The 24,719-nt window shown below is 56.2% G+C and carries 21 protein-coding genes and 3 tRNA genes; 5 read left to right on the plus strand and 19 right to left on the minus strand.

The genetic code is table 11. From position 1 onward, the window contains the following. Positions 1 to 69: 69 nt before the first annotated feature. The 12 genes from ACZ5K9_RS02040 to ACZ5K9_RS02095 all read right to left on the minus strand — a co-directional run bounded on the left by ACZ5K9_RS02040 (position 70) and on the right by ACZ5K9_RS02095 (position 12,337). A complete protein-coding gene (locus tag ACZ5K9_RS02040; RefSeq protein ID WP_464272760.1) occupies positions 70 to 231 on the minus strand; it encodes an entericidin A/B family lipoprotein in 162 nt (53 codons plus the stop codon). A gap of 103 nt (positions 232 to 334) precedes the next feature. Continuing rightward, positions 335 to 410 (minus strand) — tRNA-Val (locus ACZ5K9_RS02045). 12 nt (positions 411 to 422) lie between these two features. After that, positions 423 to 1,568, minus strand: coding sequence for a tetratricopeptide repeat protein (locus tag ACZ5K9_RS02050; protein WP_464272761.1), 1,146 nt, complete (start codon positions 1,566 to 1,568; stop codon positions 423 to 425). A 2-nt stretch (positions 1,569 to 1,570) separates the two neighbouring features. Then, positions 1,571 to 2,230, minus strand: coding sequence for a tetratricopeptide repeat protein (locus ACZ5K9_RS02055; protein WP_464272762.1), 660 nt, complete (start codon positions 2,228 to 2,230; stop codon positions 1,571 to 1,573). Positions 2,231 to 2,328: 98 nt separating this feature from the next. Further along, a complete protein-coding gene (locus ACZ5K9_RS02060; RefSeq protein WP_464272763.1) occupies positions 2,329 to 3,102 on the minus strand; it encodes a pseudouridine synthase in 774 nt (257 codons plus the stop codon). After that, the gene (gene trpS / locus ACZ5K9_RS02065; protein WP_464272764.1) at positions 3,095 to 4,096 is read right to left on the minus strand and encodes a tryptophan--tRNA ligase; all 1,002 of its coding nucleotides are present in this window, start codon (positions 4,094 to 4,096) and stop codon (positions 3,095 to 3,097) included. Before trpS ends, ACZ5K9_RS02060 begins: the two co-directional genes overlap by 8 nt. Positions 4,097 to 4,182: 86 nt before the next feature. Further along, positions 4,183 to 4,836: a site-2 protease family protein gene (locus ACZ5K9_RS02070; RefSeq protein ID WP_464272765.1), complete on the minus strand. Its 654-nt coding sequence runs from the start codon at positions 4,834 to 4,836 to the stop codon at positions 4,183 to 4,185. Further along, positions 4,820 to 7,489, minus strand: coding sequence for a CBS domain-containing protein (locus tag ACZ5K9_RS02075; protein WP_464272766.1), 2,670 nt, complete (start codon positions 7,487 to 7,489; stop codon positions 4,820 to 4,822). Before ACZ5K9_RS02075 ends, ACZ5K9_RS02070 begins: the two co-directional genes overlap by 17 nt. A 184-nt stretch (positions 7,490 to 7,673) precedes the next feature. After that, entirely contained in the window at positions 7,674 to 8,558 is an 885-nt protein-coding gene (gene xerD / locus ACZ5K9_RS02080) for a site-specific tyrosine recombinase XerD (protein WP_464272767.1), read from the minus strand. Positions 8,559 to 8,687: 129 nt separating this feature from the next. Further along, complete coding sequence (locus ACZ5K9_RS02085; protein WP_464272768.1) at positions 8,688 to 10,346, minus strand: pyruvate carboxylase; 1,659 nt, start codon at positions 10,344 to 10,346, stop codon at positions 8,688 to 8,690. A gap of 16 nt (positions 10,347 to 10,362) precedes the next feature. Beyond that, positions 10,363 to 11,808 (minus strand): acetyl-CoA carboxylase biotin carboxylase subunit, encoded by a 1,446-nt coding sequence (locus tag ACZ5K9_RS02090; RefSeq protein WP_464272769.1) that lies wholly within the window; start codon positions 11,806 to 11,808, stop codon positions 10,363 to 10,365. 265 nt (positions 11,809 to 12,073) lie between these two features. Continuing rightward, positions 12,074 to 12,337, minus strand: a complete 264-nt coding sequence (locus ACZ5K9_RS02095) for a hypothetical protein (RefSeq protein WP_464272770.1) — start codon at positions 12,335 to 12,337, stop codon at positions 12,074 to 12,076. A 192-nt stretch (positions 12,338 to 12,529) separates the two neighbouring features. Between ACZ5K9_RS02095 and ACZ5K9_RS02100 the strand changes: the two genes are divergently transcribed. The 4 genes from ACZ5K9_RS02100 (at position 12,530) to ACZ5K9_RS02115 (ending at position 16,291) form a co-directional block, all read left to right on the plus strand. Next, positions 12,530 to 12,606, plus strand: a tRNA-Trp gene (locus tag ACZ5K9_RS02100). Between the two features lie 357 nt (positions 12,607 to 12,963). Beyond that, positions 12,964 to 14,439: a cryptochrome/photolyase family protein gene (locus ACZ5K9_RS02105; RefSeq protein ID WP_464272771.1), complete on the plus strand. Its 1,476-nt coding sequence runs from the start codon at positions 12,964 to 12,966 to the stop codon at positions 14,437 to 14,439. A gap of 34 nt (positions 14,440 to 14,473) precedes the next feature. Continuing rightward, positions 14,474 to 14,872, plus strand: a complete 399-nt coding sequence (locus ACZ5K9_RS02110; RefSeq protein WP_464272772.1) for a hypothetical protein — start codon at positions 14,474 to 14,476, stop codon at positions 14,870 to 14,872. Beyond that, positions 14,873 to 16,291, plus strand: a complete 1,419-nt coding sequence (locus ACZ5K9_RS02115) for an IS1634 family transposase (protein WP_464273925.1) — start codon at positions 14,873 to 14,875, stop codon at positions 16,289 to 16,291. Between the two features lie 339 nt (positions 16,292 to 16,630). Here the strand turns inward: ACZ5K9_RS02115 and ACZ5K9_RS02120 are convergent, their stop codons facing one another. From ACZ5K9_RS02120 to ACZ5K9_RS02130, 3 genes are all read right to left on the minus strand, one after another. Continuing rightward, positions 16,631 to 17,740 (minus strand): ATP-binding protein, encoded by a 1,110-nt coding sequence (locus ACZ5K9_RS02120; RefSeq protein WP_464272773.1) that lies wholly within the window; start codon positions 17,738 to 17,740, stop codon positions 16,631 to 16,633. 124 nt (positions 17,741 to 17,864) lie between these two features. Next, positions 17,865 to 18,317, minus strand: coding sequence for a MarR family winged helix-turn-helix transcriptional regulator (locus tag ACZ5K9_RS02125; protein ID WP_464272774.1), 453 nt, complete (start codon positions 18,315 to 18,317; stop codon positions 17,865 to 17,867). Further along, positions 18,310 to 19,101 carry a hypothetical protein gene (locus tag ACZ5K9_RS02130; RefSeq protein WP_464272775.1) on the minus strand — a complete coding sequence of 264 codons (792 nt, stop codon included), beginning with the start codon at positions 19,099 to 19,101 and terminating at the stop codon, positions 18,310 to 18,312. The genes ACZ5K9_RS02125 and ACZ5K9_RS02130 overlap by 8 nt, the downstream gene beginning before the upstream one ends. A 720-nt stretch (positions 19,102 to 19,821) precedes the next feature. On the opposite strand from ACZ5K9_RS02130, the gene fbp reads away from it, so the two are divergent. After that, complete coding sequence (gene fbp / locus ACZ5K9_RS02135; RefSeq protein ID WP_464272776.1) at positions 19,822 to 20,919, plus strand: fructose-1,6-bisphosphate aldolase/phosphatase; 1,098 nt, start codon at positions 19,822 to 19,824, stop codon at positions 20,917 to 20,919. 199 nt (positions 20,920 to 21,118) lie between these two features. On the opposite strand, the gene ACZ5K9_RS02140 is transcribed toward fbp, so the two are convergent. The 4 genes from ACZ5K9_RS02140 to ACZ5K9_RS02155 form a co-directional block, all read right to left on the minus strand. Continuing rightward, the gene (locus ACZ5K9_RS02140) at positions 21,119 to 21,667 is read right to left on the minus strand and encodes a response regulator (RefSeq protein WP_464272777.1); all 549 of its coding nucleotides are present in this window, start codon (positions 21,665 to 21,667) and stop codon (positions 21,119 to 21,121) included. Between the two features lie 22 nt (positions 21,668 to 21,689). Further along, positions 21,690 to 22,835, minus strand: coding sequence for an HD domain-containing phosphohydrolase (locus tag ACZ5K9_RS02145; protein ID WP_464272778.1), 1,146 nt, complete (start codon positions 22,833 to 22,835; stop codon positions 21,690 to 21,692). A 10-nt stretch (positions 22,836 to 22,845) separates the two neighbouring features. Beyond that, positions 22,846 to 24,051: an HDOD domain-containing protein gene (locus ACZ5K9_RS02150; RefSeq protein ID WP_464272779.1), complete on the minus strand. Its 1,206-nt coding sequence runs from the start codon at positions 24,049 to 24,051 to the stop codon at positions 22,846 to 22,848. Positions 24,052 to 24,641: 590 nt separating this feature from the next. Then, positions 24,642 to 24,719: transfer RNA gene (locus ACZ5K9_RS02155), tRNA-Pro, on the minus strand.

Raw genomic sequence — 24,719 nt, forward strand, 5'->3', positions numbered from 1 at the left:
GATCAAAAAAAGGCCGTGGGTTGAGTCATGCGCCGGATTTCCCGCCGGCTCCGTGGGGTCGGAGATTTCCTAACGCCCACCGCTGGCCGATCTTTCAATGGCTCCTCCTAGGGACCGGATGTCCTTGCCAATCCCTTTGACCGTGTTGCAGGCCCCGGCCACACCGACGAAAAGGCTGACCGCCAGCACCCAGCGAAACCATCGGCCCACTTTTCGCCCCCTGCGCATCATTCGGCTCCTCTTTTTCCATGGCGCTCCAGGAGTGTTCCCAGCTTGTGGGTCCCCGTTGTAGGCTAAAAAAAAGCTTCGGCACAGCCGAAGCCCGTTGACACGCTGGTGGGCGGGGGGGGATTCGAACCCTCGACTTCCACCGTGTGAGGATGGCACTCTCACCGCTGAGTTACCCGCCCAAAACGGCGTCTTTATACACGAACCGGCTTCCCCGTGCAATAGAAAAAGCCCGTTTTCTTTGGCGCTACCAACAGAAGTCGCAGCCTCATGTAGTCGTCCTTGGCGGCGGTATCGTTGGGATTGATCTCCAACACGCGTTTAATTTTCTCCAAGGCCTTGCTGTATTGACCGAGGCTTTCGTGGAGCTGCGCCGCTTGCTTGAAGTATTTCACTTCTTTGGGTTCCAGTCGGCACAGTTCCTCCAAGGCATCCAACGCCTTCTGTTTTTGCCCTTTCTTCAGAGCTCCGTAAAGCAGGTACTGGTGAAATGAGGTCACCTTGGGATTCTTTTTCGCAGCTTCCTCAAAGAGCTTTACAATGGCGTCGTAGTTTTTGGACTGATCATAAAGAGTAAATAACGCGTCATAATACGCCAGGTTGTTTGGATCCAGGGCGATTAACTTTTGCAGTACGGCCATTTGTTTTTCCCGGTCCTTCCTCTTCTGATACAGATCCAGCAAGTATTTCAGAGGCTTGGGGTCGTCAGGGGAGAGCGCGGCGTATTTTTCAAAGGCATCGAGTGCCTGATCCCATTGTTTGGTGTCATAATACAACATGGCCACATTCCATCTCACGACGCGATCATTGGGATCCAGCTTGGCCAGATTTTCATAAACCTTGAGAAGTTCGGCTTTGTCCCCCGACTTTTCCAAGAGCGCCGCCAAACGCACCAAAGCCCGTTTCTCGGCAGGATGCCTGCTCACCAGGTCTCGATAGATTTTGAGTGCCTTGGAGTCGTCCCCGGACTTTTCGTACATGGCGGCAAGCTTGAGCCAGTTGTTCACATCCTGAGGATTGGCCTTGAGGTATTTTTCCAGGTCTTGAGCGGCTTGATCCAAATCGCCCGATTTTGCCCGGACCACAGACAGATTGTAATGGATGTTGGGATCGCGAATCCCCGCAGCAACAGCACTTTCGTACGCTTGCGCCGCCTCCGCCCAGTTCTCTCCTTTGGTCGCCAGATCTGCCCGCACTACATGCCACGAGCCGCGGTATTTCACCGGCACTTTGCCCGAATACTGCCTGAGCAACGCCAGAGCATCCTTTGCAGGTACCTGGGTCTGCAGGTAACTCACAAGATCTTGAAAAACTTGGGGGTCATCCGAGAGCTGAAGCACTTCTAAGGATGCTTCCACAACCCGGGCGTGTTTTTTTTGTTTCTTGTAGACGGCGATGAGTCGTTCCAGGACCGGCCGGGACCGGCCAGCTCAAGAACCTCTTCGTACAGTTTTTCTGCGTCGGCGGGCCGGTCGGCCTCGGCGTACAATCCGGCCAATTGGGTTTTCACCAGGACGTTGCGCGGTTCCGCTTCCAGGACCTTTTCCAAATACCGGATCCGTTCCTCCACGCTCGTCGTTTCCTGAGCCTTGGACAGCCAATCCTTGGCATCCAATTGGACGACGAGCCGAACCCCGCCCAAAGGTTTGCCCAGCCACGTCGCTTCCACATGGATAGTTTTCGGCGTTTCAAAGGTCTCGCCGGGCAAAAGATCTCGTAGGACCGCCGGTTTTTTCCTCAATGGGTTTAAATCCACCCCCGACGATCGAACGGTGACACCCCAGGAGACCCATCCGTCGGTTTTCAGGGTGTCCAAGCGGACAGTGTCCCGCGGGTTCAGGATCTTTTCACCGTCCGCGGGGATTTCTTCCCTCTTTCCGTTGAGTTCGATCACAAGGGCATGCAGTCGATGGGGCACTGGAAGATACGACGCCACGTTTCCTAAAATGCCCCAGGAGATTTCCGCGACGACCACCAACGCCAGGGCAGCCACCACTCCCATTGTGATCTTCATCGCCCGAGGCGTCCGAGGGCGTCTCTTTGGGGGTCTGAACAACGACCTCGAATCCTCCAAAACGCTTCGTGAGCTCTTCTTGAATATCATGGACGAGCCTGTGCTTCTGGTGGCAGCAACACCGCTTCCCGAAGGCGACGCACCTCGGGTTTGGAAAGCCGTCGCCATTGCCCGACCGGTAACGCCCCGAGACGGAGCGGCCCATAGGCCGTCCGATGGATGTTGAGTACGGGAAGGCCTACGGCCTCCCCCATGCGCTTGATCTGGCGATACCACCCTTGATGCAAGGTCAGCTCCAACACGGCGGACGACGGAAATCGGCGCACAACCCGCACGATGGCCGGGGCCGTCACGCCTTCCTTCAAACGGACGCCTCGGCGCAGAATTGCCAATTGTTCGTCAGAGGGAACTCCCTGAACTTCCACCTGATAGACCTTGGGCACTCCATATCGGGGGTGCATCAACCGGTTGGCCAGCTCCCCATCATTGGTCAGGATCAAGGCCCCGGTAGCATCCCAGTCCAAACGACCCACAGGATAAACGCGCACCGAAAGTTCACGCAGGTAGTCCTTCACCGTCGGCCGGCCTCTCGGGTCGCTGAGGGTGGTCAGGCAAAACTTCGGTTTGTGGAAAAGAATGACCTCTCGGGTCGCAGCCCACGGGACACGCCGGCCGTCCACGCGCACGTCGTCCCGAAGGGGGTCCACAACCGCGCCCAAGACCGTCACCACCGTGCCGTTCACGCTCACCCGCCCGTCCACAATCCATCGCTCCGCCGTGCGTCGAGACGCTAAGCCCGCCTGAGCGATGAACTTATGGATTCGGACCTGAGCGCGATCCTCGCTTGGGCCTCTACGCATGATTGCCCAACCCCACCGTTTCTATAACCAGTTCCATAGTCCGGCGGGCCTCGCGGCACGCCTTTTCAATCCCGGACTGAACCGCGGCTTTCACCCCGTCCATGTCCCTTTCTAGGGCTTGTCGCCTCTCCCAGATTGGCGCCAGGTGATCCAGCACGTGCGGGAGGAGGATCTTCTTGCAGTCCACACATCCGATGCCTGCCGTCCGACATCCGTGGATCACGTGGGCGATCTCCTCCTGCGTAGAGTATACCTTGTGATATTCAAAAACCGGGCATTTTTCCGGATCCCCGGGGTCCGTGCGCCGCGCCCTTGCCGGATCTGTCACCATCTGGAGAATCTTTCGGCGGACAGACTCTTCCGGCTCCGAAATATAGATGCAATTGCCGTAACTTTTGCTCATCTTCCGTCCGTCCGTACCCGGCAGAATGGGCACTTCGGTGAGCAGGGCGTCCGGGATCGGGAACACTTCTCGATGGTAAATATAATTGAAGCGCCTGGCGATCTCCCGTGTCAACTCCACATGAGGCAACTGGTCTTTGCCCACGGGCACTCCGTGCGCCCGGTAGATGATGATATCGGCTGCCTGCAGCACGGGATAGCCCAGGAATCCATAGGTGGACAAATCTTTGGTTTCCAGTTGTTGTTGCTGTTCTTTGTACGTGGGGTTGCGTTCCAACCACGCCAGCGGTGTGATCATGCCGAGAAGCAAATAAAGTTCCGCATGGTCTTTCACATGGGATTGAATGAACACCACGGATTTTTCCGGATCAAGCCCGGCGGCAAACCAATCCAGAACCATGTCCCAGGTGTTTTGGCGGATAGCCCCGGGATCCGCATACTCCGTGGTCAAGGCATGCCAATCTGCCACAAAAAAGAAACAATCGTATTGATCTTGAAGCTGGATCCAGTTCTTAAGCGCCCCGTGGAGGTTTCCCATGTGAAGACGTCCTGTGGGACGCATCCCGCTCAAGATCCGCTTGTCCTTGCTCATCAACTCCTTTACCTCCTTGGCTCTTGAGGACTCGCTCCTTCGTTTTCCCCGATGACCCTGTGTTTCCGTCCTTGACGGCCGGCGATCTAAAGGAGAATCCTTGCAAATAAATTCACCACGGGCCGCAGCACATACCCCCACCACCCAGTGACCACAAACAAGAGCACGATAAGCATCCCGTAACGCTCCAGGCGGGCCACTTGGAACGCCAGCCGCTGAGGCAGAAGCCCTGTGAGCACCCGCCCGCCGTCCAAGGGCGGTACGGGAAAAAGATTCACCGCCATGAGAACGAGATTAAAAATCACGGAAAATCTTGCCATGTGATACAGTGGATGCAGCACGAGGCCAACAACGCCTGAGCCCGCTCCCAAACCGAAAAGGAAAACCACAAGCCGGTAAACCAGAGCGCTCGCCGCGGCCAACATCAGGTTTGTCAAAGGACCGGCAAGCGCCACCCACGCCATTCCCTTGCGTCCTCCGTGAAGACGGTGAAACTGCACCGGAACCGGTTTGGCCCAGCCAAAGAGAAACGGGGCGTTGGTGATCAACAAGGCCAGAGGGAGGATCACCGTACCCACCACATCAATGTGCACCAGGGGGTTCAAAGAAATGCGCCCCAACAGGCGCGCCGTGGGATCTCCCAGTTTTTCGGCCACCCATCCGTGGGCCACTTCGTGACTGATGACAGCCAAAAGCAGCGGCACCGCATAGACGCAAATGTCCCTAAGAATGTCCTGCACCCTGCTGTTCCTTTTCTTGGTGTGCCGCCTCCGCCGCCATGGCCCGAGCCAGCCGCAGCTCGTCTTCTACACTCTTCACTTCTCCGTTCAATTTGGCGTCCCGCACGGCCGTGAGAATCCTGGTGTAAAGCGGTCCCGGAGGAAGCCCCATGGCCTTGAGGTCCTTGCCTCCGATTTCGGGTTTCACGTAACGATAACGATGGAAATAATAGCTGATGGCACGCTGCACCTCTTCCCGGCCGGTCCGTGCCATCATGTACAACAGCTCCTCTGCCCCGAACGGCTGAAGCGCCCGATAGATATCACTGGGGCGCATGGGTGGCAATCGCAAAAAATCATTGAGCACTTCGCTAACTTTCTGAAATGACCAGAGAATTCTATCCTTCGCATTCTGGGGGAAATCCAGTCGGGCGAGCACGCTGTCCAAATCTTTCGGCTTGAGTCGGGACAAAAAACCCAGGAAATATACCCGCCAAGATTCCAACGGCTCGTCCAAGAAACTAAGTTTGTACCATAAGATCACTTCCTTAATCTTCACGAAAAGTTGTTCCGCCTTGGCATCGAAGCAGGCACCCGGGCACAACGCCTCCAGAACCCCGAATTCACCCAAACGTCGAAGGGCCGGTAGAGGGTCTTCTTCCATGAAGATGTGCTGAAGCTCATGAAAGAGTCTTTGTCCTCCAAGTCGGTCGATGAGGCCCATTTTGACGGCATTGCGCATGAGGCTGGCCGTTTGCTTGCCCACACGAAACCCGAAGCGCTGTTCAAACCGGATCGCTCGAAGAATCCGAGTGGGATCCTCCACAAAGCTGAGGTTATGGAGCACGCGGATGGCCTTTTCCTTCAGGTCCTTCTGGCCTCCAAAGAAGTCGATAAGAGTTCCGAATTCTTTGGGATTCAGCGCCACGGCCAGGGTGTTGATGGTAAAGTCCCGGCGATAGAGATCCATTTTGAGGGACCCGAACTGCACGATGGGCAGCGCCGCCGGGTATTGGTAATACTCCAGGCGGGCCGTGGCAACGTCCACTTTTTGGTCGTTGGGAAAAACAAGCACGGCCGTGTTGAACTTCTTGTGGCACCGCGCTCGAATGCCCTCCTTTTCCGCGAAAGTGCGCGCGAATTGAATCCCGTCCCCTTCCACAACCACATCAATGTCTAAGTTGGGACGCCGCAGCAACAGATCCCGAATGAACCCCCCTACTGCGTACACCTTGTATCCCATCGAGTCGGCATGTTCTCCCAAGGAGCGAAGCAGGTGGATGATCTCCTTCGGCAGCTGTTCCGCCATGACGCTGGTGATGTTTTTCTGCCGCCCCCAGGGGCCGAGACCCATGTCGTCCTTAAGGGCCGTCGGTTCTCGGGACCGGTCGGTGATCAAATGGTTTAAGAGGTCCCGGCGCGTGATCACGCCCACCAAGGTCTCCCCCTCCATGACCGGCAGGATCCGTTGTTGATGTTCCACGAGATGCTTCTGGATGTCCACCAACCGGCCATCGATCCCGATCACGGCAAAATCCGGGTTCATGTACTCGATCACCTTCTCCCCCTGAAGCCCATGGTAGATGGCCTTCTCCAGCACCTGGCGGTTGATAAGGCCGACGATACGGCCGTTTTCCAAAACGGGCATGGCGTTGATGTTGTAACGGACCATGAGCTCTTCCGCCTGACTCAGATTGGCATGGGCCTCGATGGTGATCACCGGCGAACTCATGAGCGTTCGGGCCGTCACGGCCGGCTTGATGGTGCTCTGCAAAAGCTCAAAAAGTCGATCTTCGGCCTGGATGAGGGTGATATCCCGGATGGTGGCGGAGGCCGCCGTGGCATGGCCGCCACCGCCGAAATAGGCGGCGATTTCCCCCACGTTGACATCCGCAATGCGGCTTCGGGCCACAAGATAGATGCGATCCTCCATGCGGGCCAGGGCAAAGACCACGTCCAAGTTTTCCATGTCTTTGAGTTTGTGGACCAAGACGGCAAAATCCCCAACGTACCGATCCACGGAAACGGTGGCGATGCACACTTCCACACCTTGGATGTTGTAGGTTCGCGCGGAATGCAACAGCTCATGGAGCAAGGCGACCTGCTCAGAGGTAAGTTCGCGGGTGACCAAATCGGCCACCACGTTCAGGTCGGCGCCGCGCTCCAGGAGAAAAGCGGCTGCATGAAAATCTTCCGGAGTCGTGGATGAAAAAGTGAACGAGCCCGTGTCTTCGAATATGCCGAGGATCAAGATGGTGGCTTCTTCCGGTGTGATGGGCACTCCGCGTTCTCGGAGAAGATGGGTGAGCACGGTCACCGTCGCCCCCACGGGCCGGATGACCTCCAGCGTCCCTCGGATGTCGTCCTCCGCCTGAGGATGATGGTCGTAAATGTGCACTTCCACGTCAGGCCGGTTCACAATGTCCTGGAACTTTCCGATCCGTGAAGCTTGACGCGTATCCACGAGGATAAGGCGGCGGACCCGGTCCAGGTTGAGGCCTTTGAGCTTGGTAAAGTCGAAAAGATACCCCGCCGTGTTCACAAAAAAATCCCGCAGGTTTTTTTCCTGGGATCCTGGAAACACCAGAAGAGCGTCAGGATACAATTTCTTGGCGGCCACCATGGAGGCCATGGCGTCGAAATCCGCATTCATATGGGTGGTGATGACTTCCATTCATGAACTCCGTGGATGTGACACAACAACTTCCGCCCGAGCAGGGCATCGTCTGAGGATGTTAGCGAGGCGCCGCCAAAAGGCCAAGACTATTCTCATCCCCGGGAGAGGCATGAGGCCGGGTCCCCTCACTGCAATGGAAAGGACCACGAAAGGGTGCGACAAGAGGTGTCAGGTCAAGCCGCTAGGCGCGGGGATGGTATTGCTGGTGGATATGTTTGAGGCGCTCTCGGGCCACGTGGGTGTAGATCTGGGTCGTGCTGATGTCGGCATGACCCAGCATCATCTGTAAAGATCTCAGATCCGCACCGTTTTGCAGCAGATGGGTGGCGAAGGAATGCCGCAGCACGTGGGGGCTGACAGCCTCGGGAAGACCAATGCGCCGCCCGTAGGACATGATCATTTTCCAAACTCCTTGGCGGGAAATCGGACGGCCACGATGGTTGAGAAAAACGCGGCCGGTCTCCGGACCTGCCGTGAGCAGCGGCCGGCCTCGCTCCAGATAATCCCGCACGGCCTCGACCGCCCACTGGCCCATGGGCACCAGCCGCTCCTTATCACCTTTGCCACGGATGATGAGAAAACCCGCCCTTAGGTTCACCTGGTGGAAGCTCAGCGCCGTCAGTTCGGCCACGCGAATGCCCGTAGCGTAAAGGAGTTCGAGAATCGCCTTATCTCGCAGCCCCAACGGGGTGTTTGCCGATGGCGCCCTGAGCAAAGCGTCTACGTGCCGTGCGGAAAGGACTTTAGGCAATTTCTTGGGCACCTTGGGAAAGGCCACAAACGCCGCAGCATTGCCGGACACAAGAGATCTTTCTTCAAGGAAGCGAAAGAACGACCGCATCGAAGCCAAGCGCCTCGAGCGAGTTTTGGGCGCCACGCGGGCTGCACAGAAACCCAGATAATTCTCCAGATCCCCTCGGGTCACCTCGGTCCAGCTCGATCTCCCTTGAGCCCTGAGGAAATCCATAAGGTTTCGAAGATCTGAGGCATAGGCGGAAACCGTATGGACGCTCATACGCCTTTCCGCCACCAAAAACTCCAAGAAAAGATCCACCTGGTCGCGCATCGTCCGGAAGTTCGGCCCCTAAGACGTCCTGCAAGTTCACTCTTTTCATATCTCGAGGGATACCGAAGAGTCTCGTCCACACCTTGTGTCGGCATCAATTCCCTGAATTTGCAGCTCCCCCGTTGAGGCTTAGACCCTCTCCTTCGAGTTTGTTACCGGAACGGAATACGTTTGAAAGTGGAAATCCACCAGGAGCGACGTCTCCACCGCCCCTTCTTTCCTCATGGTCGACACAATGTCGATCTGGTGAGTTCTCCCTTGTTCGTCCGGAATATGGATTCTCTCTCCGTCCTGAAATCCCCCGCGGCGGTACCAGACCTTGGGAGGCAGGAGCCAAGTTTTTCCAAATGCCTCTTCGAACCGAAAATACTCCACAGCATCCTTGGGGAATTGTAAATACAGGCATAGAGCCTCATCATCCACGGGGCGTTTGAGCAGTTCTTCCAGTTCCCGCCTCTTGGCGGCCATATCCACATCCGGAACAATCTGAATGCCGGCCTCTTCCGCCAAGATCTGATACCATTTTTTACCGTCGCGTCTTCTGTGCTCTAAGACCTTTTCGTAAATCCATTCTTGAGGATCATAGAATGGAAATGGACCGTAGCGGCCCAGCAGCAGGTTTTTCAAATCGTCGCTGGGTTGTTCGTACCGACCGTGAAGAACGTTGCTGACCGCCGTCGTCCATAGGATCTGGCTTCCCGGAGTCACGGACCAGATGTTGCCCATTTCCCTGTTCACATCCATGAGTTCACTGAAGACTTCATGGATGCGTTCCAAGAGCCCCAGTTTCTCGGCCTGCTCGAAAGCTATGGATGCCGCCCCGCCGGTCAAGCGGTGTCTTTTCACCGTCGGGTCAAAACCACGAAAAGGAGTTTCAAAGCGTTCGTAGTAACGCCGTTCACGGCGCAAGAGGTCCGAAGCGTCCACAATCGGTTGGACTTTGAGTCCCGGGGCTTTGTATCCGTAGTCATGGAGCGTCTGGATCAGGCTCAAGGCCGGCGCTTGAGAAAACATGCCCCCAAAACCGTGATCCGCCACCTCGACGATCTTCACCCCGTTTTCCACGGCGGCCACCATCCGTCCCAGATCGTTCCCGTCCGTGTTGTGTCCGTGATAAGCGAGCACCAGGTTCGGGTAACGGGATCGGAGCGCCTGGACCAAGGAGGCAATCCGCCGTGGCGAGCCCAAAGCCGAGTGGTTCTTGATCCCTAGAATGATCTCTTCCCCGAAGGTGTCGAGAATCTCCTGCACCTTGCCCACGTAGAAGTCGTCGGTATGGCCGACGCCGATACTGAAACAGATGGACGGCATGAGCAGTTTTCCGGCCTTTTGCACCGCCCGGCCGACGACTTCCAGGTTCGGAATGTGGTTGAGAAAATCGTAAACGCGCCACACATCCACGTAACGGGCAAAGAGGGATACGGTCATTTCCAGCACATTGTCCGGATATGGGCGATACCCAAAGAGGTTTCGGCCTCGGCATACCGTTTGGATGAGGGTATTGGGCATGTGTCGCCGCACCAGGCGAAGCTTCTCAAACGGGTTAATCTGCTTCGCCAAAAGGTCCACATGGATGGAGGCCCCTCCGGTGATTTCAAAAGCAAAATAGCCCGTGTCGTCCCGATACGGGGCCACACGCATTGTGGTCCACGGGAGGATGCGGCATTTGAAATCCGACTGGGAGACATCCCTCTCATTGTTCGTCAGAAAATAACCCGGCGTTTCCCGGAGATACTGAATGATCTCCGAAGGGCTCATGGAAGGTGTGATGCGTTCTCGATCTGCCATGGAAAAACTCCGTCCGTTACGGTCTGTCCTGAGCGTATGGATTATAACCGTAGGCGTTGATTTCCGCGATCAGGCGGGCCAACCGGCTAATGGGAGGGGTCTCTTCACGATAGGAAAGCAGATGGGGATGAGTGTCGATGTAGGACGTATCGAAACGCTGTTCAATGAAATCCCGATCCTCAACGATCTGCTTGTAAAACGGGATGGTCGTCGGCACCCCCACGATGCTGAATCCATTCAAGGCTCGACGCAGGCGATCCACGGCTTCCCGCCAGGTGAAACCGTAAACCGTCAGTTTGACCAACATGGAGTCGTAAAACCTCGGGATTTCGTAACCCTGGTAAATGGCCCCGTCGAGACGCACCCCATGTCCACCGGGAGATTGATAGACGCGGATCAATCCGGGACTGGGCATGAAATTGTTTTTGGGGTCTTCGGCATTGATCCGCAGCTCGATGGACCAGCCTCGAATCTGAATGTCCTCTTGTTTGAGGGACAATGGTTCTCCGGCGGCAATCCGCAGCTGCTCCCGCACAATGTCCACGCCGGTGACCATTTCGGTCACCGTGTGCTCCACCTGGATCCGGGTGTTGACCTCAAGAAAATAATATTGGTCTTGATCATCGATGAGAAATTCCACGGTTCCGGCATTGACGTACCGAGCCGCTTTCGCCGCCCGCACGGCGTCCGCACAGATTCTTTCCAGCACCAGCGGTGGGAGATTGGCGGGGGCAATCTCCACCAGCTTCTGATGGCGGCGCTGGATGGAGCAGTTGCGCGTGCCCAAATGAATGACCGAACCGAAACGATCCGCGAGGATCTGGACCTCCACATGCCGAGGATTTCTCAGCCCCTTTTCCAGGTAAATGCTGTCGTCACCAAAGGCCATGCGGGCTTCGGATCGCGCCAGCCTAAGGCCGGTGAGAAGCTCTTCCCGGCTGTGACTTGCACGGATACCCCGGCCTCCCCCGCCGGCCACCGCTTTAATCATCACCGGAAAACCGTGCTGTTCAGCAAACCGGAGAGCTTCCTGTTCGCCCGCCTCGCCTTCGGAGAGCACAGGAGTTCCTGGAATGATAGGAATCCCGGCTTCCGCCATAATCCGACGTGCGATCACCTTGCTGCCCATATCGGCAATCACTTCCGGAGGCGGCCCCACAAAAAGAAGTCCCTCTTCTGTACATCGCTTGGAAAAAAGAGGATTTTCCGCAAGGAAACCGTACCCTGGATGAATCGCGTCGGCCCCTGTGGCCTTCGCCGCGTGAATGATGCGATCGATATCCAGATAGTCCTTGCGCGGCCCCGCCCCGATACACACCGCTTCGTCACTTTTCATGATGTGCATGGCGGTTTTGTCGGTTTCTTCGTAAATCGCCACCGTGCGGATGCCCAATTCCTGGGCAGAGCGCATGATACGGATGGCGATTTCTCCTCGGTTCGCCACAAGTAGCTTTCGGAACATACGGACTCTTCCCTCGACGGTCAGAAAATGTGTTACCCCCCACACCGATTCTCCACCACGGGGAGACCTCCGCCAGCCTGACGGACGTCCAAAGTCGGAACCTTGACGTCCACAGACCTCGGCCTCTGCTCATCGGCCAAGGCCCCGTGGCCCAAATCCACGCCGCGTGCTCTCATGCTAGTAGCATGGCGGGAACACAGGTATCAAGGAAGAGTTGCGTTGGGAAAGCCGCACTCAGACCGTCAAACGTCTGAGCGGGGATGGTCTAGAGGCGGGCGGCGACTTTCTTCTTCTGCTCCCGCCTCCTGCGGCTCATCTGGTTCAAATACTCTCGGTCAAGAAGGTGACACTTGAAGGGTTTGATCACCTCGCTCACTTCCCATTTGGGCCGGTTCACATCCTGCAACAGCTCCTTGATGCTGCTCCAGGTGACAGGGCTGTAGAATTCGCACGCCGTGCCTTCGTTGAAGAACTCGCAATGTTGCTGGCTGACGTATTTTTCGTATTTTTTGCAATACTTGATCTTCATGGGACCCTCCTACTCTGCGCCCCTCCGAGCGGATTCACTTATACAGCGTTGTTTTAAGCACAAACCGTGCCTAAGGCAACCTCTCTCCTCTTTTATTTGCGAACCCAGACGAAAAGACACCTTCCCTCCCGGCCTCGATCCCACATTTCCCTTTACAACCCTACACTGAATCGATATAAGGACCGGGCGTGCAGGCCAGTAGCTCGAACGGCTAGAGCACCGGACTCCAAATCCGGGGGTTGGGGGTTCGAATCCCTCCTGGCCTGCCAAGGACAACCGAGGGGTTGTGGCCTCAAGGCCACAACCCCTTTCATTTCCGGGCCGAAGAATCCGTAAGTCCTCCTCGGAAAAAACCGGACGAAGCCCCTGCCCTGCACGCCCCCATTCCCACGAAGCCCAACAGGGGGAACCCGGGCGGCGCATTGGCAAGGAGCCGGTGCTCAGGCTCAGCAGAACCGCACGGGCCCATTCTCACGAACGAACAAATCACGGGGGAGATCTTCCAAAAGCTTGTCCCATAGACGCAGAAGGATTTATCCTTGACGAAAGTCGGCCCTGGACACGGGATTGTGCATGGACTTTCGCCGAGTTCCTCGCAATCAAAGTATTCATGAAAGCCTGAGCCCATGAGAAACCTTCTCCTTGTTCTTGGAGACCAGCTGGATCTCCGATCTGCCGTTTTCGACGGGGCTGACCCGTCCCGGGATATGGTATGGATGGCGGAAGTTGATCAAGAGGCGACACACGTCTGGTCCCATCAATTACGGATCGCTCTTTTCTTTTCCGCCATGCGCCATTTTCGAAAAGCTTGTGAAACAAAAGGGTTCACCGTCCGATACCATGCCTTGACAGAAAACCCTCTGGAAGACGCCGGACGACCCTTCAAAGAAATCCTGCAGAAGGACATCCTGATTCTCCAGCCCGAGCGGATTCGAGTGGTGATTCCGGGAAACTACCGGGTGCTGCGTCAATTGCAAAGCGCCTGTGAGTCACTCCCGGTCCAGTTGGACATTCTGGAAGACGGACACTTTCTGACCCGTCCCGACGAATTTCAGAGCTTTTCCGAGAATAGAAAAGCAGTGCGCATGGAATATTTTTATCGGCACCTACGGAAAAAGTTTAATATTCTTGTCGATAAGGACGGACAACCGGTAGGCGGCACGTGGAATTTTGACATACTCAATCGAAAGACTTTTCCCAGAACAGGCCCAGGAACGATTCCCCCCCTGCCGTCGTTCCCACCCGATGAGATCAGCCAAGAAGTCTGCCGCCTTGTCGAGCGACGTTACGCATCCCATCCCGGCTCGACCCTCTTTTTCGACCTTCCGGTCACCCGCGACGGCGCGCTGGTACTTTTGGAAGATTTTCTCGAAAAAAGACTCCCGCTGTTTGGACCATACCAGGATGCCATGTGGACCGGGCAGCCTTTTCTCTACCATTCCCGGCTCTCCACGGCGCTCAACCTCAAGCTGATTTCTCCCGGGGAGTGTCTGCAAATGGTCTTGGAAGCCTCCCGGGCGCGTGACTTCCCTCTTGCAAGTGTCGAAGGTTTTATCCGACAGATCCTCGGATGGCGTGAATTTATCCGGGCTGTTTATTGGACCACCATGCCCGACTACCAGGACTCAAACTTCTTCGGGCACGAAGCGCCGTTGCCCCGATTCTACTGGCACGGAGAAACCGAACTCGTCTGTGTCCGCGAAACCATGGCTCATGTGCTTCGCTATGCATACTCCCATCACATACACCGTTTAATGGTGATGGGCCTCTTGGCCCTCCTTTTGGGTGTGCACCCGAAAGCTTTTCACCAATGGCACATGGCCATGTATGCCGATGCCATCGATTGGGTTTCGCTTCCCAATACCGTCGGGATGAGCCAACATGCCGACGGGGGTATTGTCGGAAGCAAACCCTACTGTGCTTCCGGACGCTACATCCAGCGCATGAGCAACTTCTGCAACATCTGCCCTTACCCCAAGTTTGCCATTTTTGAGGGCCATTTTTCAGAAACCGCTCAGATGAGCGGCACCAAGTTCTTGAAAAGAGGTTCCGCAAAGACGGAAATATCCACTGTAGTGGCAGAATATGGAAAGACATATTGACTCCCCAGTTGATATCTGCTAACCTACTGCCACTATGTTTATCCGAAGAGCGCGAAAAAAAGACCCCCAAACGGGCAAAACCTACTTCTACCACCAGCTGGTCGAGTCCTACAGGACTCCCAGTGGGCCCAGGCAGAGGACCCTCCTCAACCTGGGCAGACTGGATCTGGACCCCAAGGAGCTCAAACGCCTGGCAAATCGTATCGAAGCCCAGATGAAGGGCCGGTCTGGCATTGCTCAACCCAAACACATCGAAGAACCGGCCCTCCATTTTGTCTCGCTTTTGCGTAAGAAGCGAATCCAAGCCGCTCAGGCCGAACCGGAAAACCAGGGGGATAAATGGCAGCCAGTCGATATCGATTCCGTCCGGACGAGCGATGTGCGCACCGTCGGAGCCGAGGCTGTCGGGGTTTGGGCCTATGATCGGTTGTAGATCACCAAGGTTCTAAAGGAGTGCGGCTTCACCCAGGCCGACATTGACCGGGCCAAGGTGTTGATTCTTGGAAAGCTGATCCATCCCGCAAGCGAACGAGAGACCCACGCGTGGTTTCACCAAAGGAGCGCTCTTGATGAGGTGATGGGCATCAACGCAAAAGACGTTTCTCTGACCAGCCTGTATCGCACCTGCGATCGATTGCTGTCCCGCAAAGAAGACATTGAGGCCTCTCTTGTGAACCGGGAAAGGAGCCTTTTCGGACTGGGCGAAAAGCTGATTGTCTATGATCTGACCAACACCTACTTTGAAGGAAATCCCAACGCACAAGAGGCTCAGCGGGGCGCTTCCAAGGAAAAACGAACGGACCGGCCCCTTGTGACCTTGGGACTGGTGCTGGACGAGGAGGGCTTCCCCAAGACCAGCAAGGTCTTTGCCGGAAATGTCTCAGAACCGGCGACTCTGGAAGCCGTTGTGGAGGAGATGCTGCTCCATCGCCCACGGCAACTCAATTTACACAGCCCGAGACCCACGGTGGTCATTGATGCGGGTATCGCCACGGAGGCGAACCTGGAGATTCTTCGCGCCAAAGGCCTGGATTACATCTGCGTGGACCGACGACGGGTTGAAGATCTTCCGGAGGGCGATCCACACGTTGTCCATGAAGATCCTTCGGGAATCGTCAGGGCGCTGCGAAGTGCAGACTCTCGTGAGGTCTTCTTGTTTTGTGAAAGCGAGGGTCGAAAAAACAAAGAAGAATCCATCAAGAACCGATTTCAAGTGCGCTTTGACCAGGATCTTCAAAGAATGGCCGATTCTCTCCAAAAAAAAGGCGGCATCAAAAAGTACGAAAGGGTTCTGGAGCGCATCGGTCGTCTCAAGGAAAACTACCGGATGGTGGCCCGATTTTACGAGATTCGGGTGGAACAAAAAGATGGTCAGGCGGTCAAGATCTCATGGAATCTCAAGGATAAGGAGGGCCTGGAAAAGAGGTTTGCCGGGCGCTATCGCCTACGGTCTTCCCGAACGGATCTTTCGGACAAGGAACTTTGGAATCTTTACAACATGCTGACCCAGGTGGAAGCCTCCTTTCGGAGCCTTAAAAATGAGCTTTCCCTGCGGCCGGTCTTCCACAGCCTATCGCGCCGCATTCACGGACACCTCTTTGTGGCCGTGCTTGCTTACCATTTGCTGTGCGTGATCCAGCGAGCCCTCCATGCCGCTGGAATCCGCCACCGCTGGTCCACCCTGCGAACCCCACTGAGCGGTCAGGTGCGGGTGACCACCACCATGATCAACGACAAGGGACAAATGATCCACATCCGAAATACTTCTGAGCCGGAGCCGATCCATGTGGAAATTTACAATGCCCTCGGACTTCCCCGCAGCCCCTTGAAAAGGGTCCTGAGCATTGATTGAAAATTTGTAGTGAAGAACGAAAAGCCACATTCTAAGAATAACAATAACTTACGCAAAAAAGTGACAAACTTGGGTTAACTCAGGTTTGTCACTCTTGTGTGTAACGTATTGATACCTTTAGCATGTGGCCATGGCCTTTTCACTACAAATGGTTCACCGGGGTCCACACGACCTGCCAAAACTGAATTCAGAGCTCGGTCGGCTACGGTGACACTCTTGAGCCCATGATCGGTGGTTGACTCATCCTCCACGTTTTTATCTTCCAATTTCCTCAAAAAAGCTCAAAAGGGGAAAATGCGGTATCGGGTGACTTGCGGTGTTTTTTGATCCACCCGAGGTCTACGGTGACTGGCCAGGAGCGACTACAGCCTTTTCCGACGAGTTTTTCAAGGCCTTGGCCAATTCTTTCGTTGTTCTCGGCGGAGGAGGAAAATGCGGCTTATTGACCAAGGCGACGGCTTCTTGCGGGCATCCTGTGGCACAAGCCCCGCACCCGAAACACCGATCACCATCCGTCACGGGGATATTTTCCTCACCCATCCTCAAGGCTCCCGCCGGGCAGCGATCCAGGCACGTCTCGCAGGCGACACACCGTTCAGGGTCAAAGGAAGGCTCAAATCCAGAATTGAAAACGAGACCCGGTTTCGGCTGGCTTAAGACCTGGCGGACCACTTCACAGTGCCAGCGGTCACAATGACACATGAAGTCGATCTCTTCCGACGTGTTTCGGCTCATGTGAATCAATCCGGCTTCTTCACATCGGTTCAGGATTTCCTTGGCTTCCTCCTTAGCAATGCGCCTTCCGCCTAATCTCTCGGTGATATTTTCCGCCATCTCGCCAAACCACATGCACACCTCCACGGGCAAACCTTGGAGATCCTCACCGCGAAGCCGGGCCGACTGGCGGCAGAAACACGCCCCGACGCCGATGATGTCATACTTTTCGATGTAGGTCATCACCTGGTCGTAGGTGTGGATGATGTTGCCGGCCTTGATGGTGCGCATGACCGGAATGACGCGCGTCACGGGGTACGTCATCTTATCCACACCTTTGGCCGCCACGTAGGCTTTCTTATAGGCATGAATCAGTCGGGCGATCTTCTTTTCCCGATCGGTTTCTCCGCCCCCGATAAAAGTGAACTCAAAAATCCCAGGCATGAAAGGCAGTCCACGATAAAGCACGCCGCCGGCAGCCTTGGTCATTCCACACAGTCCTTTACGAACCATGCGTTCGAGGATGACGGAAACCTCTTCGGGACTCTTTCCTGCACGTTCGGCAATCTCACGCACAGGACTCGGCTTGCGGCTCAGGACATTGTTCACCTCGGCCTCTTCCGGATCAAACAGCTCTTCCACCAACGAAAAAAACTCAGGAATGTCCAGACCTGCATAGGGGCCCCCGCGTTCTTGCATCACTGGCAGCGCTCTGCGATAAACGTCATGTTCCATTTTCAGCTCTCCTCTCTCTTCGGCTGAGCCCTCAAGTTTCCACCCGTTTTTCCCTCAGAACAGTTCACAAAGTCTCCGGCTCTCCACTTTGCCCCGTGCTCCCATCGTGGGAAGCCCGCCGGAATCAGCCCGCGGATTCAGGCTCTCCTCTCATCTTTGAAAATTTCTTAAAAATGCCGTTGAGGACGGCCCGGAATGCGTCGATTTCTTCCGGGGCGAATCCTTCTTTGATTTCTTCATTGACAGCTCGGATGATGTCCTTCGCCTTGTTCACCTCTTGAAGCCCCTCCTCCGTCATGTGGATGCGCAAGGCGCGCCGATCGTTCGGGCACGGCCTTCGGACGATGAACCCGAGTTTTTCCAGGCGATCCACGAGTCCTGTGACTGCGGAGTTATCTATGGAAAGCGCTTCACTGAGTTCAGTCATGGTGCGGCCGTCGCCGTGCTTGAGGAGGAAAAGAATCCCCGCCTGCACCACGGTGATGCGAACGCCTGCCGCGGCAAGGCGTCCTCGCAGATGGTTCTGCAACTTGTGGTGAGCCCTGGATAAAAGAAAGATCAGTCTGTCGTCAGCCAAGAGCACCTCCTTTCGGTAGCGGAAAGGGAAGATCCGACCCGTAGGGGCAGGCGGCCACACAGGCAATACACGTGTACATGGAGTGATCGTCCACGGCACTGATGTGATTGATTAGGGAGACATCAGAATCCGCGACCTCTCCGCTCTTTACGAGGTGGATGAACAGAGGGCTCTTCATGGAATGTCGGACGCATTTCAGGCGATCCACCCTGCCCTGATCGTCTATGGCTTTCACGGGGCAGGCGTCTTGGCACGCGGAGCAGTTGTCCGGACACCCCTCGGTCTTTCCCTGGGGGCGCCAAGACGGAAGGACTGCCGTGGTCACAATCCCACCGAGGAGTAACCGCGATCCAACCCTAGGGTTGACCAATAGTCCGTTTTTTCCTTGTTTTCCAAGCCCCGCCGTTTCGGCCGCTTTCACCAGATTGAGATACCCCCAGAAATCGCCTTTGCCTTTGACGTCGTAAGGAAAACAGCCAAAGACCGGAACGGCCGTTTCGCCTGCACTTTCCAAGATCGCAGCACAGCGCACAAGTACGGCATCTAAAAAGCGGTAGACGACACTTGCCGTGCGCCAGTAGGTGGACTCTGACCGCCCCCCGCACCGCAACACTCCCTTGGGCACAGGAATCCCTAGGCACAAGAGGCTCCGAGCATCGGCAAGAAGATCCGAAGGCCGATATCCCACAGGTTCGTTTTCCAAACGGTGCGAGTCGGCGGTACCATAGAAAGGAATCGCCACACGATCTAAATAAAGCCGTAATGTTCGGAACTCAGCGTCCATGGGCTCTCTCCCCCTGGGCTCGTGTCCGGGCAGTGTGTGACTTTAACCTACAAACTTTTGGCATGTCAAATGTATGAGTGTCAATCAGTTTTTCCTCCTTCTTGTCCCACTGAGCCAGTATTACCCGGAGGAGGACCGTTTCCCTCGGTGCACCCTTTTGCCTGGTCACCGCACACCGGGCCGAAAACATCGCATGGTATCTGGTCTCTTTTTGTGATATTTGTTTGTACATTGAGAGCGTTGGCAGCTGGGAGGACAATGCCCACTCACGACACACGGCCATTTGGAAAAATGACCACTCTCGGCCTTCGGCTCGGAGGGCCGGTTTCCCCCAGCTCATTGGATGCGCGGGAGGTATCCCACGGGATGGTGCCTGCGGGATTATAACCCTCGGGAGAAACGCCTGTTCACGAACAAGCCCCGAGGTCCTTATGAGGCAAAAAAGGGATCGAAAAGGCAGGGCCTAAGGTAAGGGAGGAACGTTCACCTCTGCATGCCCTTTTCGAAAGCCTATGCGGATTCACCCGTTGAAAAACGCTGTCTCAGAACCCTCCGCTTCTAATTGACGCCTCTTCTGCCGATGAACTGTCTCTCGTCGTTCGCCTATGAATCAGGGGCCCCCTCGACCAGGCATGCCATGGGCGCGGACTCCACGCCGTCTTTTCGGGGATTTGACCGCTGTGGATTCAGGTCGAAACGTCAAGCTAAGGGAGGTGAACCATGAGGACAACGCTGACGGCCATCAAAGCGGACATCGGCAGTGTGGGAGGACACATCCAGCCCAGCCGCAGATTGCTGGAGACGGTCCTGGAGCATGTCACGCAGCACCACCGGGGCATGCTCATCGACTTTCGGGTCACCTACACCGGGGACGACATCGCTATCCTGTGCACCCACACCGGGGGGGTATGCAACGAGGAGGTGCATCGTTTGGCGTGGGAAGCCTTCAAGGCAGGAACGGACGTGGCGAAGGATCAAGGTCTTTATGGCGCGGGTCAGGATTTGTTGAAAGATGCCTTTGCGGGTAACGTCCGCGGGCTGGGGCCCGCCGTGGCGGAAATGGAATTTGAAGAAAGGACGGCGGAACCTTTCCTGTTTTTCGCTGCCGACAAGACCGACCCCGGAGCTTATAACCTGCCGCTCTACCTCGCCTTCGCCGATCCCATGTACTGTTCTGGACTGATTCTATCCCCGGGGATGTTCCAAGGGTTCTCCTTCACCATCATGGATGTGAATCATGTGGAAGCCGATCGGATCATCGCCTTGAACGCTCCGGAAGATCTTTACGATATCGCGGCACTGCTTCGAGATCCGGAACGCTTCGTCATCGAATCCATCCATTCCCGGCAAACCGGAGAACAAGCCGCGGTGGTCAGCACCACACGACTCCACAACATTGCCGGAAAATATACCGGCAAAGATGATCCCATCATGCTCGTTCGGGTCCAAGGGGCGTTTCCGGCAACGGGAGAAGTCTTGGCCCCGTTCAACCTCGGCGCCTATGTGGCGGGCTTCATGCGGGGAAGCCACAACGGCCCCTTGATGCCTGTAAAGCAAAACACGGGCACATCGTTCTTCGACGGTCCTCCCATTGTGTCCTGTGCAGCTTACTGCGTCCACAAAGGCCGTCTTTCGGGGGCCGTAGACGCTTTCGACCATCCGTATTGGGACCGTGTGCGCCAGAAAGTTTCGGATAAGGCCACAGAAATCCGTCGTCAGGGATTTTTTGGCAACGCGATGCTTCCCTATGCCGAACTGGAATACGGGGGTATCGTGCAGAAGCTCAAGGACCTGGAGCACCGGTTTCAAGTGCGATGAGCTTGGGCGCTTATCCGAGAGCGGCCCTTCAGGGGCGGAAAAGGGGCCAGCGTGACGAAAAACCGGAATGATCGGCTGCGGGACGCCCGATGAACCCTAGACGGGGCCCTCGGCACGGGGCGGCGGGAATGTCGACTTTTGCACCCGGCCGCCCTAGGAGCGGCTCCTTTTCAGGCTCTTGGCTTCCCCCCCGTCCGGGCTATCGGGAACCGGAGGGCTTATCGAGACCGAGGTCCACATCATCGATGATGATCGCTCCCGTCTCATCCATCTTGATCCGCGTGATGCCGGGATAATGGCGTTCCAGCTCCGTCAGAACCCCCTGAGGATTCGGCACGGGCGCCGTGGCGGGATCGGATGTACTCACTTTGCGCATCTCCCGTCGAATGGCGAGGGCCTGGCGGATAATGTCCGAAAGATCCTTGGCCTGGCAGGGTTTCGTGAGGAATCTGTAAATCTCCCCTTCATTGATGGCCCGTACGGCCGCCTCCAGCGTCGCGTACCCTGTCAGGAGGATGCGTACGGTCCGAGGGTGACGGCGGCGCACGACGGCCAAAAACTCGGAGCCGCTCATCCCGGGCATCCTCTCGTCGGAGACCACCACATCCACGGATTCCCGGTCCAAAATATTCAGGGCCTGCACCGCTGAATTGGCCGTCAGGATCCGATAGGGTTCATGACGCAGCGCTCGTTGCAGGGCACTGGTGAAGTGGGGTTCGTCGTCCACAAAAAGAACGGTCCCGTCCATGTTCCGCCCTCGTTGGGTTGCCTCATATCGGAATCAGAACCCGGATAGGTTCTTTGACGCCTACGGTCTTCGCAAAGTTTTTTAACCGCTCCAAAAGAGCCGGTGTAATTTCCTGGCCCTTGGCAGTGAGCAACACCCCTTTGAGGCTCAACACATCGTCGCCGATAATCATGTTGAGTTGCAGCTCATGGAGCGAAAGCTCCTTGACCTCAAAACGTGCCTCATCCCCCAAGACCTCTTCCAACGCTTTCAGCACCTTCGGGTCGTAGGCGCCTTGCCTCTTTCTCATGTGGTTCATGGCGGCCGCGCGCGGCAAGCCCCGAGCTTCCAAGGCGTCGAAATCCAGCACGACCTTTAGAATCCTTGACCCCAAGGGGATGGCTTCTCCAGAGCGATCGTCTTTGGGTATCCCCGAGCCGTCATAATGCTTTTCTTGATAGGCAATAATTTCGCTGATCTCTTCCATGCGAGGGATTTTGCCGATAAGACTGGCCCCAACCGAAGGGTACATCGCAAAAAGCTGGGCCTCTTCCGGAGTGAGTTCATTGCCGCGGTAAATCTTTTTCAGGGAATCTTCCGGCAGGACAATGCATCCGATCTGACTCAACATGGCCGCCGTTTCCAGTTGCCATGGTTTCGGGTAGCCCAAACGGGCACCCACATCACTCACATAGCGGGCAATCCGAGAGGCCCGGCCGTAGGCTTCCGGGTTGACCAGGCTGAGCACTTCCGCAAGGATCCGGATGGCTCCGCGCAGTGTCTTTTCCAGGAGTTCTTTTTCCGCGCGCACCAGTCGATATTGGTGCAGTCCCGAGTCGATGGCCGATTGGAGGGTTTCCGGCTCACAGGGTTTTGTGAGGAATCTGAAAATGTTTCCCCGGTTCACCGCATCAATGGCAGCCTGGAGGTCGGCATTACCGGTCAGGATCATGCGCACCGTATCCGGAGACAGCTCACGAACTCTGGAGAGAAATTGAATGCCGTCCATGACAGGCATGCGCAAATCGGAAATCACCAAGGCATAGTGGCGGTATCCCTCCACGGCTTTCAGCCCTTCTTCAGGGCCGACGGCGACGTCCATGTCGTAGCGCTTGCGCAGGGTCCTCTTAAAGGACGCCAAAATGTTGGGATCATCGTCCACGAAGAGGATTTTTTGTGCATTGGCCATGACCTTGCCCCTATACCTCAGCGATGGCGGCCTGGCAGGCCTCTTTCCACGTCCTGAGGCGGCCCAGCACGCCCAGTTCCGCCAGATACGCCTGATCCACCAATCCAGGCCCTTGAAAAGGCGCCCCTCCGGCAATGGCATAGTGAAGGAAATCGGCGGCGTGCACAGCGGTCAAGGCACTAAACTGCCGGTGAGGACATCGGCTTGGAAAGTGATGGAATGCCAGCGATTCCACAATACTATCGGGTAAACCCCACACCCCCATGAGGTAGGCCCCGACTTCACCGTGGGATGTCCCAATTAGCGCTGTTTCACTGGCCCAGATCGGTTCTCCGGTTTGTTCCGATCGGCCGATGGCCTGCTTGGTTTTTTCCGCCAGGTTTTGCATGAAGATGAGCTTTCCCACGTCGTGGAGCATCCCCGCCATAAAGGCGTCCTCGCAGACCATGCGCTCCGCCCCTTCAAGGACGGCAATGGTTTTGGCATAGACGGCGGTCGTTAAGCTGTGTTCCCATAGGGTGCTCACGTCCTTTTCCGAAAACGCTTTCCCTTGAAACTGGGAAAAGATGTGAAGCGACAGCACCAATGCGCGGATGGTCTCCAGCCCGAGAAGCACAGCCGCCTGGGCCGGGCTGGTCACGTGCCGGGACACCCCGAAAAAGGCCGAGTTGACCAATTGCAGGATCTTGGCCGTCATGCCCACATCCTTGGCAATAATTTCCCCCACCCTCTTGACGGATGCCCCTTCGGATTCCAGCTCCCGCATGATTTCCTGGTACAGCGACGGCAAACTCGGCAGGACTTCCAAACCGGCCACCACGGCCCTAAGGGGTTTTTCGGCCAGGAGCTCCCGGAGCGCTTTGACGCGTTCGATGGCTCCTTTGAGCGTTTCCGCGCTGCAGGGCTTAGCCAGATACTGATGAGCGGATCGAACGGCCCTCAGGACCATGTCCTGATCGGCGTAGCCGGACAGGGCGATGCGGATGATCCCGGGGTAAGCCCGTTTCACCTCGGACAAGAATTGGGCCCCATCGACACCTGGCATACGCATGTCCGCAACCACCACATCGACCGGCTGGGATTGGAGAAACTGAAGGGCCTCCGAAGCAGTGTCGAAAAAGTGCATCCGCCAGACGCGGCGCATGGACCGGAGCATGCGTTGCAGACCGTCTAAAACACTGCGATCATCGTCCACAAAGAGGATACTCCACTCCATAGCCCTAGCCTCCGTTTCATCGCACACATTGTATAGTCGGAAAAAACGGAGGCTCTCATTAGCTCTCATCTGCAAAAAACATTTCCACATGCGCTCTGCGGCATTTTGAAAAAGCGGACGGTCGAACAATGTGATGGGCTTTTCAAGAGAGGCACTTCTCGGCAGCCTGGCGACCCGGCAGGAATAACGCATGACGCACCGAACCCTCAAGTCTGCCCTTTTCCAATTTCACCCCTAGAGGTCTCGGTGAGCATTTGAGGCGGTCGTCCGAGGAGAACTCCGGCAGACGCCGGTTTGCCTTAACTTGCACCACTTGAGATCCACGTCATTGGGTGCGGCGCCACACTGACAATTTATGGACGGCTCGCCGAAAGCCGTCTATGAAGAGGGGAGGTTCTGGGCTTGCTCTGCCCCAAAGGCTGATATTCGAAAAACGACCCGGATCGTGGAAGGCGGTCCCGGCCCACGAATCTTCCCATGGAAGCCGTCGGGGTTTGTTTTGGGAAGCGCCAAAAAAAACGAGGCGGAAGATCTCTTCCAACTCGCCGTATCTCTGCAATTTACTGAGCATGGGAGAGGTGCTCATGCACTGGTCGGGACGGGCGGATTTGAACCGCCGACCCCTAGCTCCCCATGCTAGTGCGCTTACCAGACTGCGCTACGCCCCG

Source organism: Desulfosoma profundi, assembly GCF_055387865.1.

Coding starts and splice junctions, on each gene's coding strand:
- ACZ5K9_RS02040 (WP_464272760.1), bottom strand. CDS start 231: ATGATGCGCAGGGGGCGAAAAGTGGGCCGATGGTTTCGCTGGGTGCTG.
- ACZ5K9_RS02095 (WP_464272770.1), bottom strand. CDS start 12,337: ATGAAGATCAAGTATTGCAAAAAATACGAAAAATACGTCAGCCAGCAA.
- trpS (WP_464272764.1), bottom strand. CDS start 4,096: ATGAGCAAGGACAAGCGGATCTTGAGCGGGATGCGTCCCACAGGACGT.
- ACZ5K9_RS02150 (WP_464272779.1), bottom strand. CDS start 24,051: ATGGAGTGGAGTATCCTCTTTGTGGACGATGATCGCAGTGTTTTAGAC.
- ACZ5K9_RS02055 (WP_464272762.1), bottom strand. CDS start 2,230: ATGGGAGTGGTGGCTGCCCTGGCGTTGGTGGTCGTCGCGGAAATCTCC.
- ACZ5K9_RS02130 (WP_464272775.1), bottom strand. CDS start 19,101: ATGGACGCTGAGTTCCGAACATTACGGCTTTATTTAGATCGTGTGGCG.
- ACZ5K9_RS02060 (WP_464272763.1), bottom strand. CDS start 3,102: ATGCGTAGAGGCCCAAGCGAGGATCGCGCTCAGGTCCGAATCCATAAG.
- ACZ5K9_RS02090 (WP_464272769.1), bottom strand. CDS start 11,808: ATGTTCCGAAAGCTACTTGTGGCGAACCGAGGAGAAATCGCCATCCGT.
- xerD (WP_464272767.1), bottom strand. CDS start 8,558: ATGCGCGACCAGGTGGATCTTTTCTTGGAGTTTTTGGTGGCGGAAAGG.
- ACZ5K9_RS02075 (WP_464272766.1), bottom strand. CDS start 7,489: ATGGAAGTCATCACCACCCATATGAATGCGGATTTCGACGCCATGGCC.
- fbp (WP_464272776.1), top strand. CDS start 19,822: ATGAGGACAACGCTGACGGCCATCAAAGCGGACATCGGCAGTGTGGGA.
- ACZ5K9_RS02105 (WP_464272771.1), top strand. CDS start 12,964: ATGAGAAACCTTCTCCTTGTTCTTGGAGACCAGCTGGATCTCCGATCT.
- ACZ5K9_RS02120 (WP_464272773.1), bottom strand. CDS start 17,740: ATGGAACATGACGTTTATCGCAGAGCGCTGCCAGTGATGCAAGAACGC.
- ACZ5K9_RS02140 (WP_464272777.1), bottom strand. CDS start 21,667: ATGGACGGGACCGTTCTTTTTGTGGACGACGAACCCCACTTCACCAGT.
- ACZ5K9_RS02145 (WP_464272778.1), bottom strand. CDS start 22,835: ATGGCCAATGCACAAAAAATCCTCTTCGTGGACGATGATCCCAACATT.
- ACZ5K9_RS02110 (WP_464272772.1), top strand. CDS start 14,474: ATGTTTATCCGAAGAGCGCGAAAAAAAGACCCCCAAACGGGCAAAACC.
- ACZ5K9_RS02085 (WP_464272768.1), bottom strand. CDS start 10,346: ATGGCAGATCGAGAACGCATCACACCTTCCATGAGCCCTTCGGAGATC.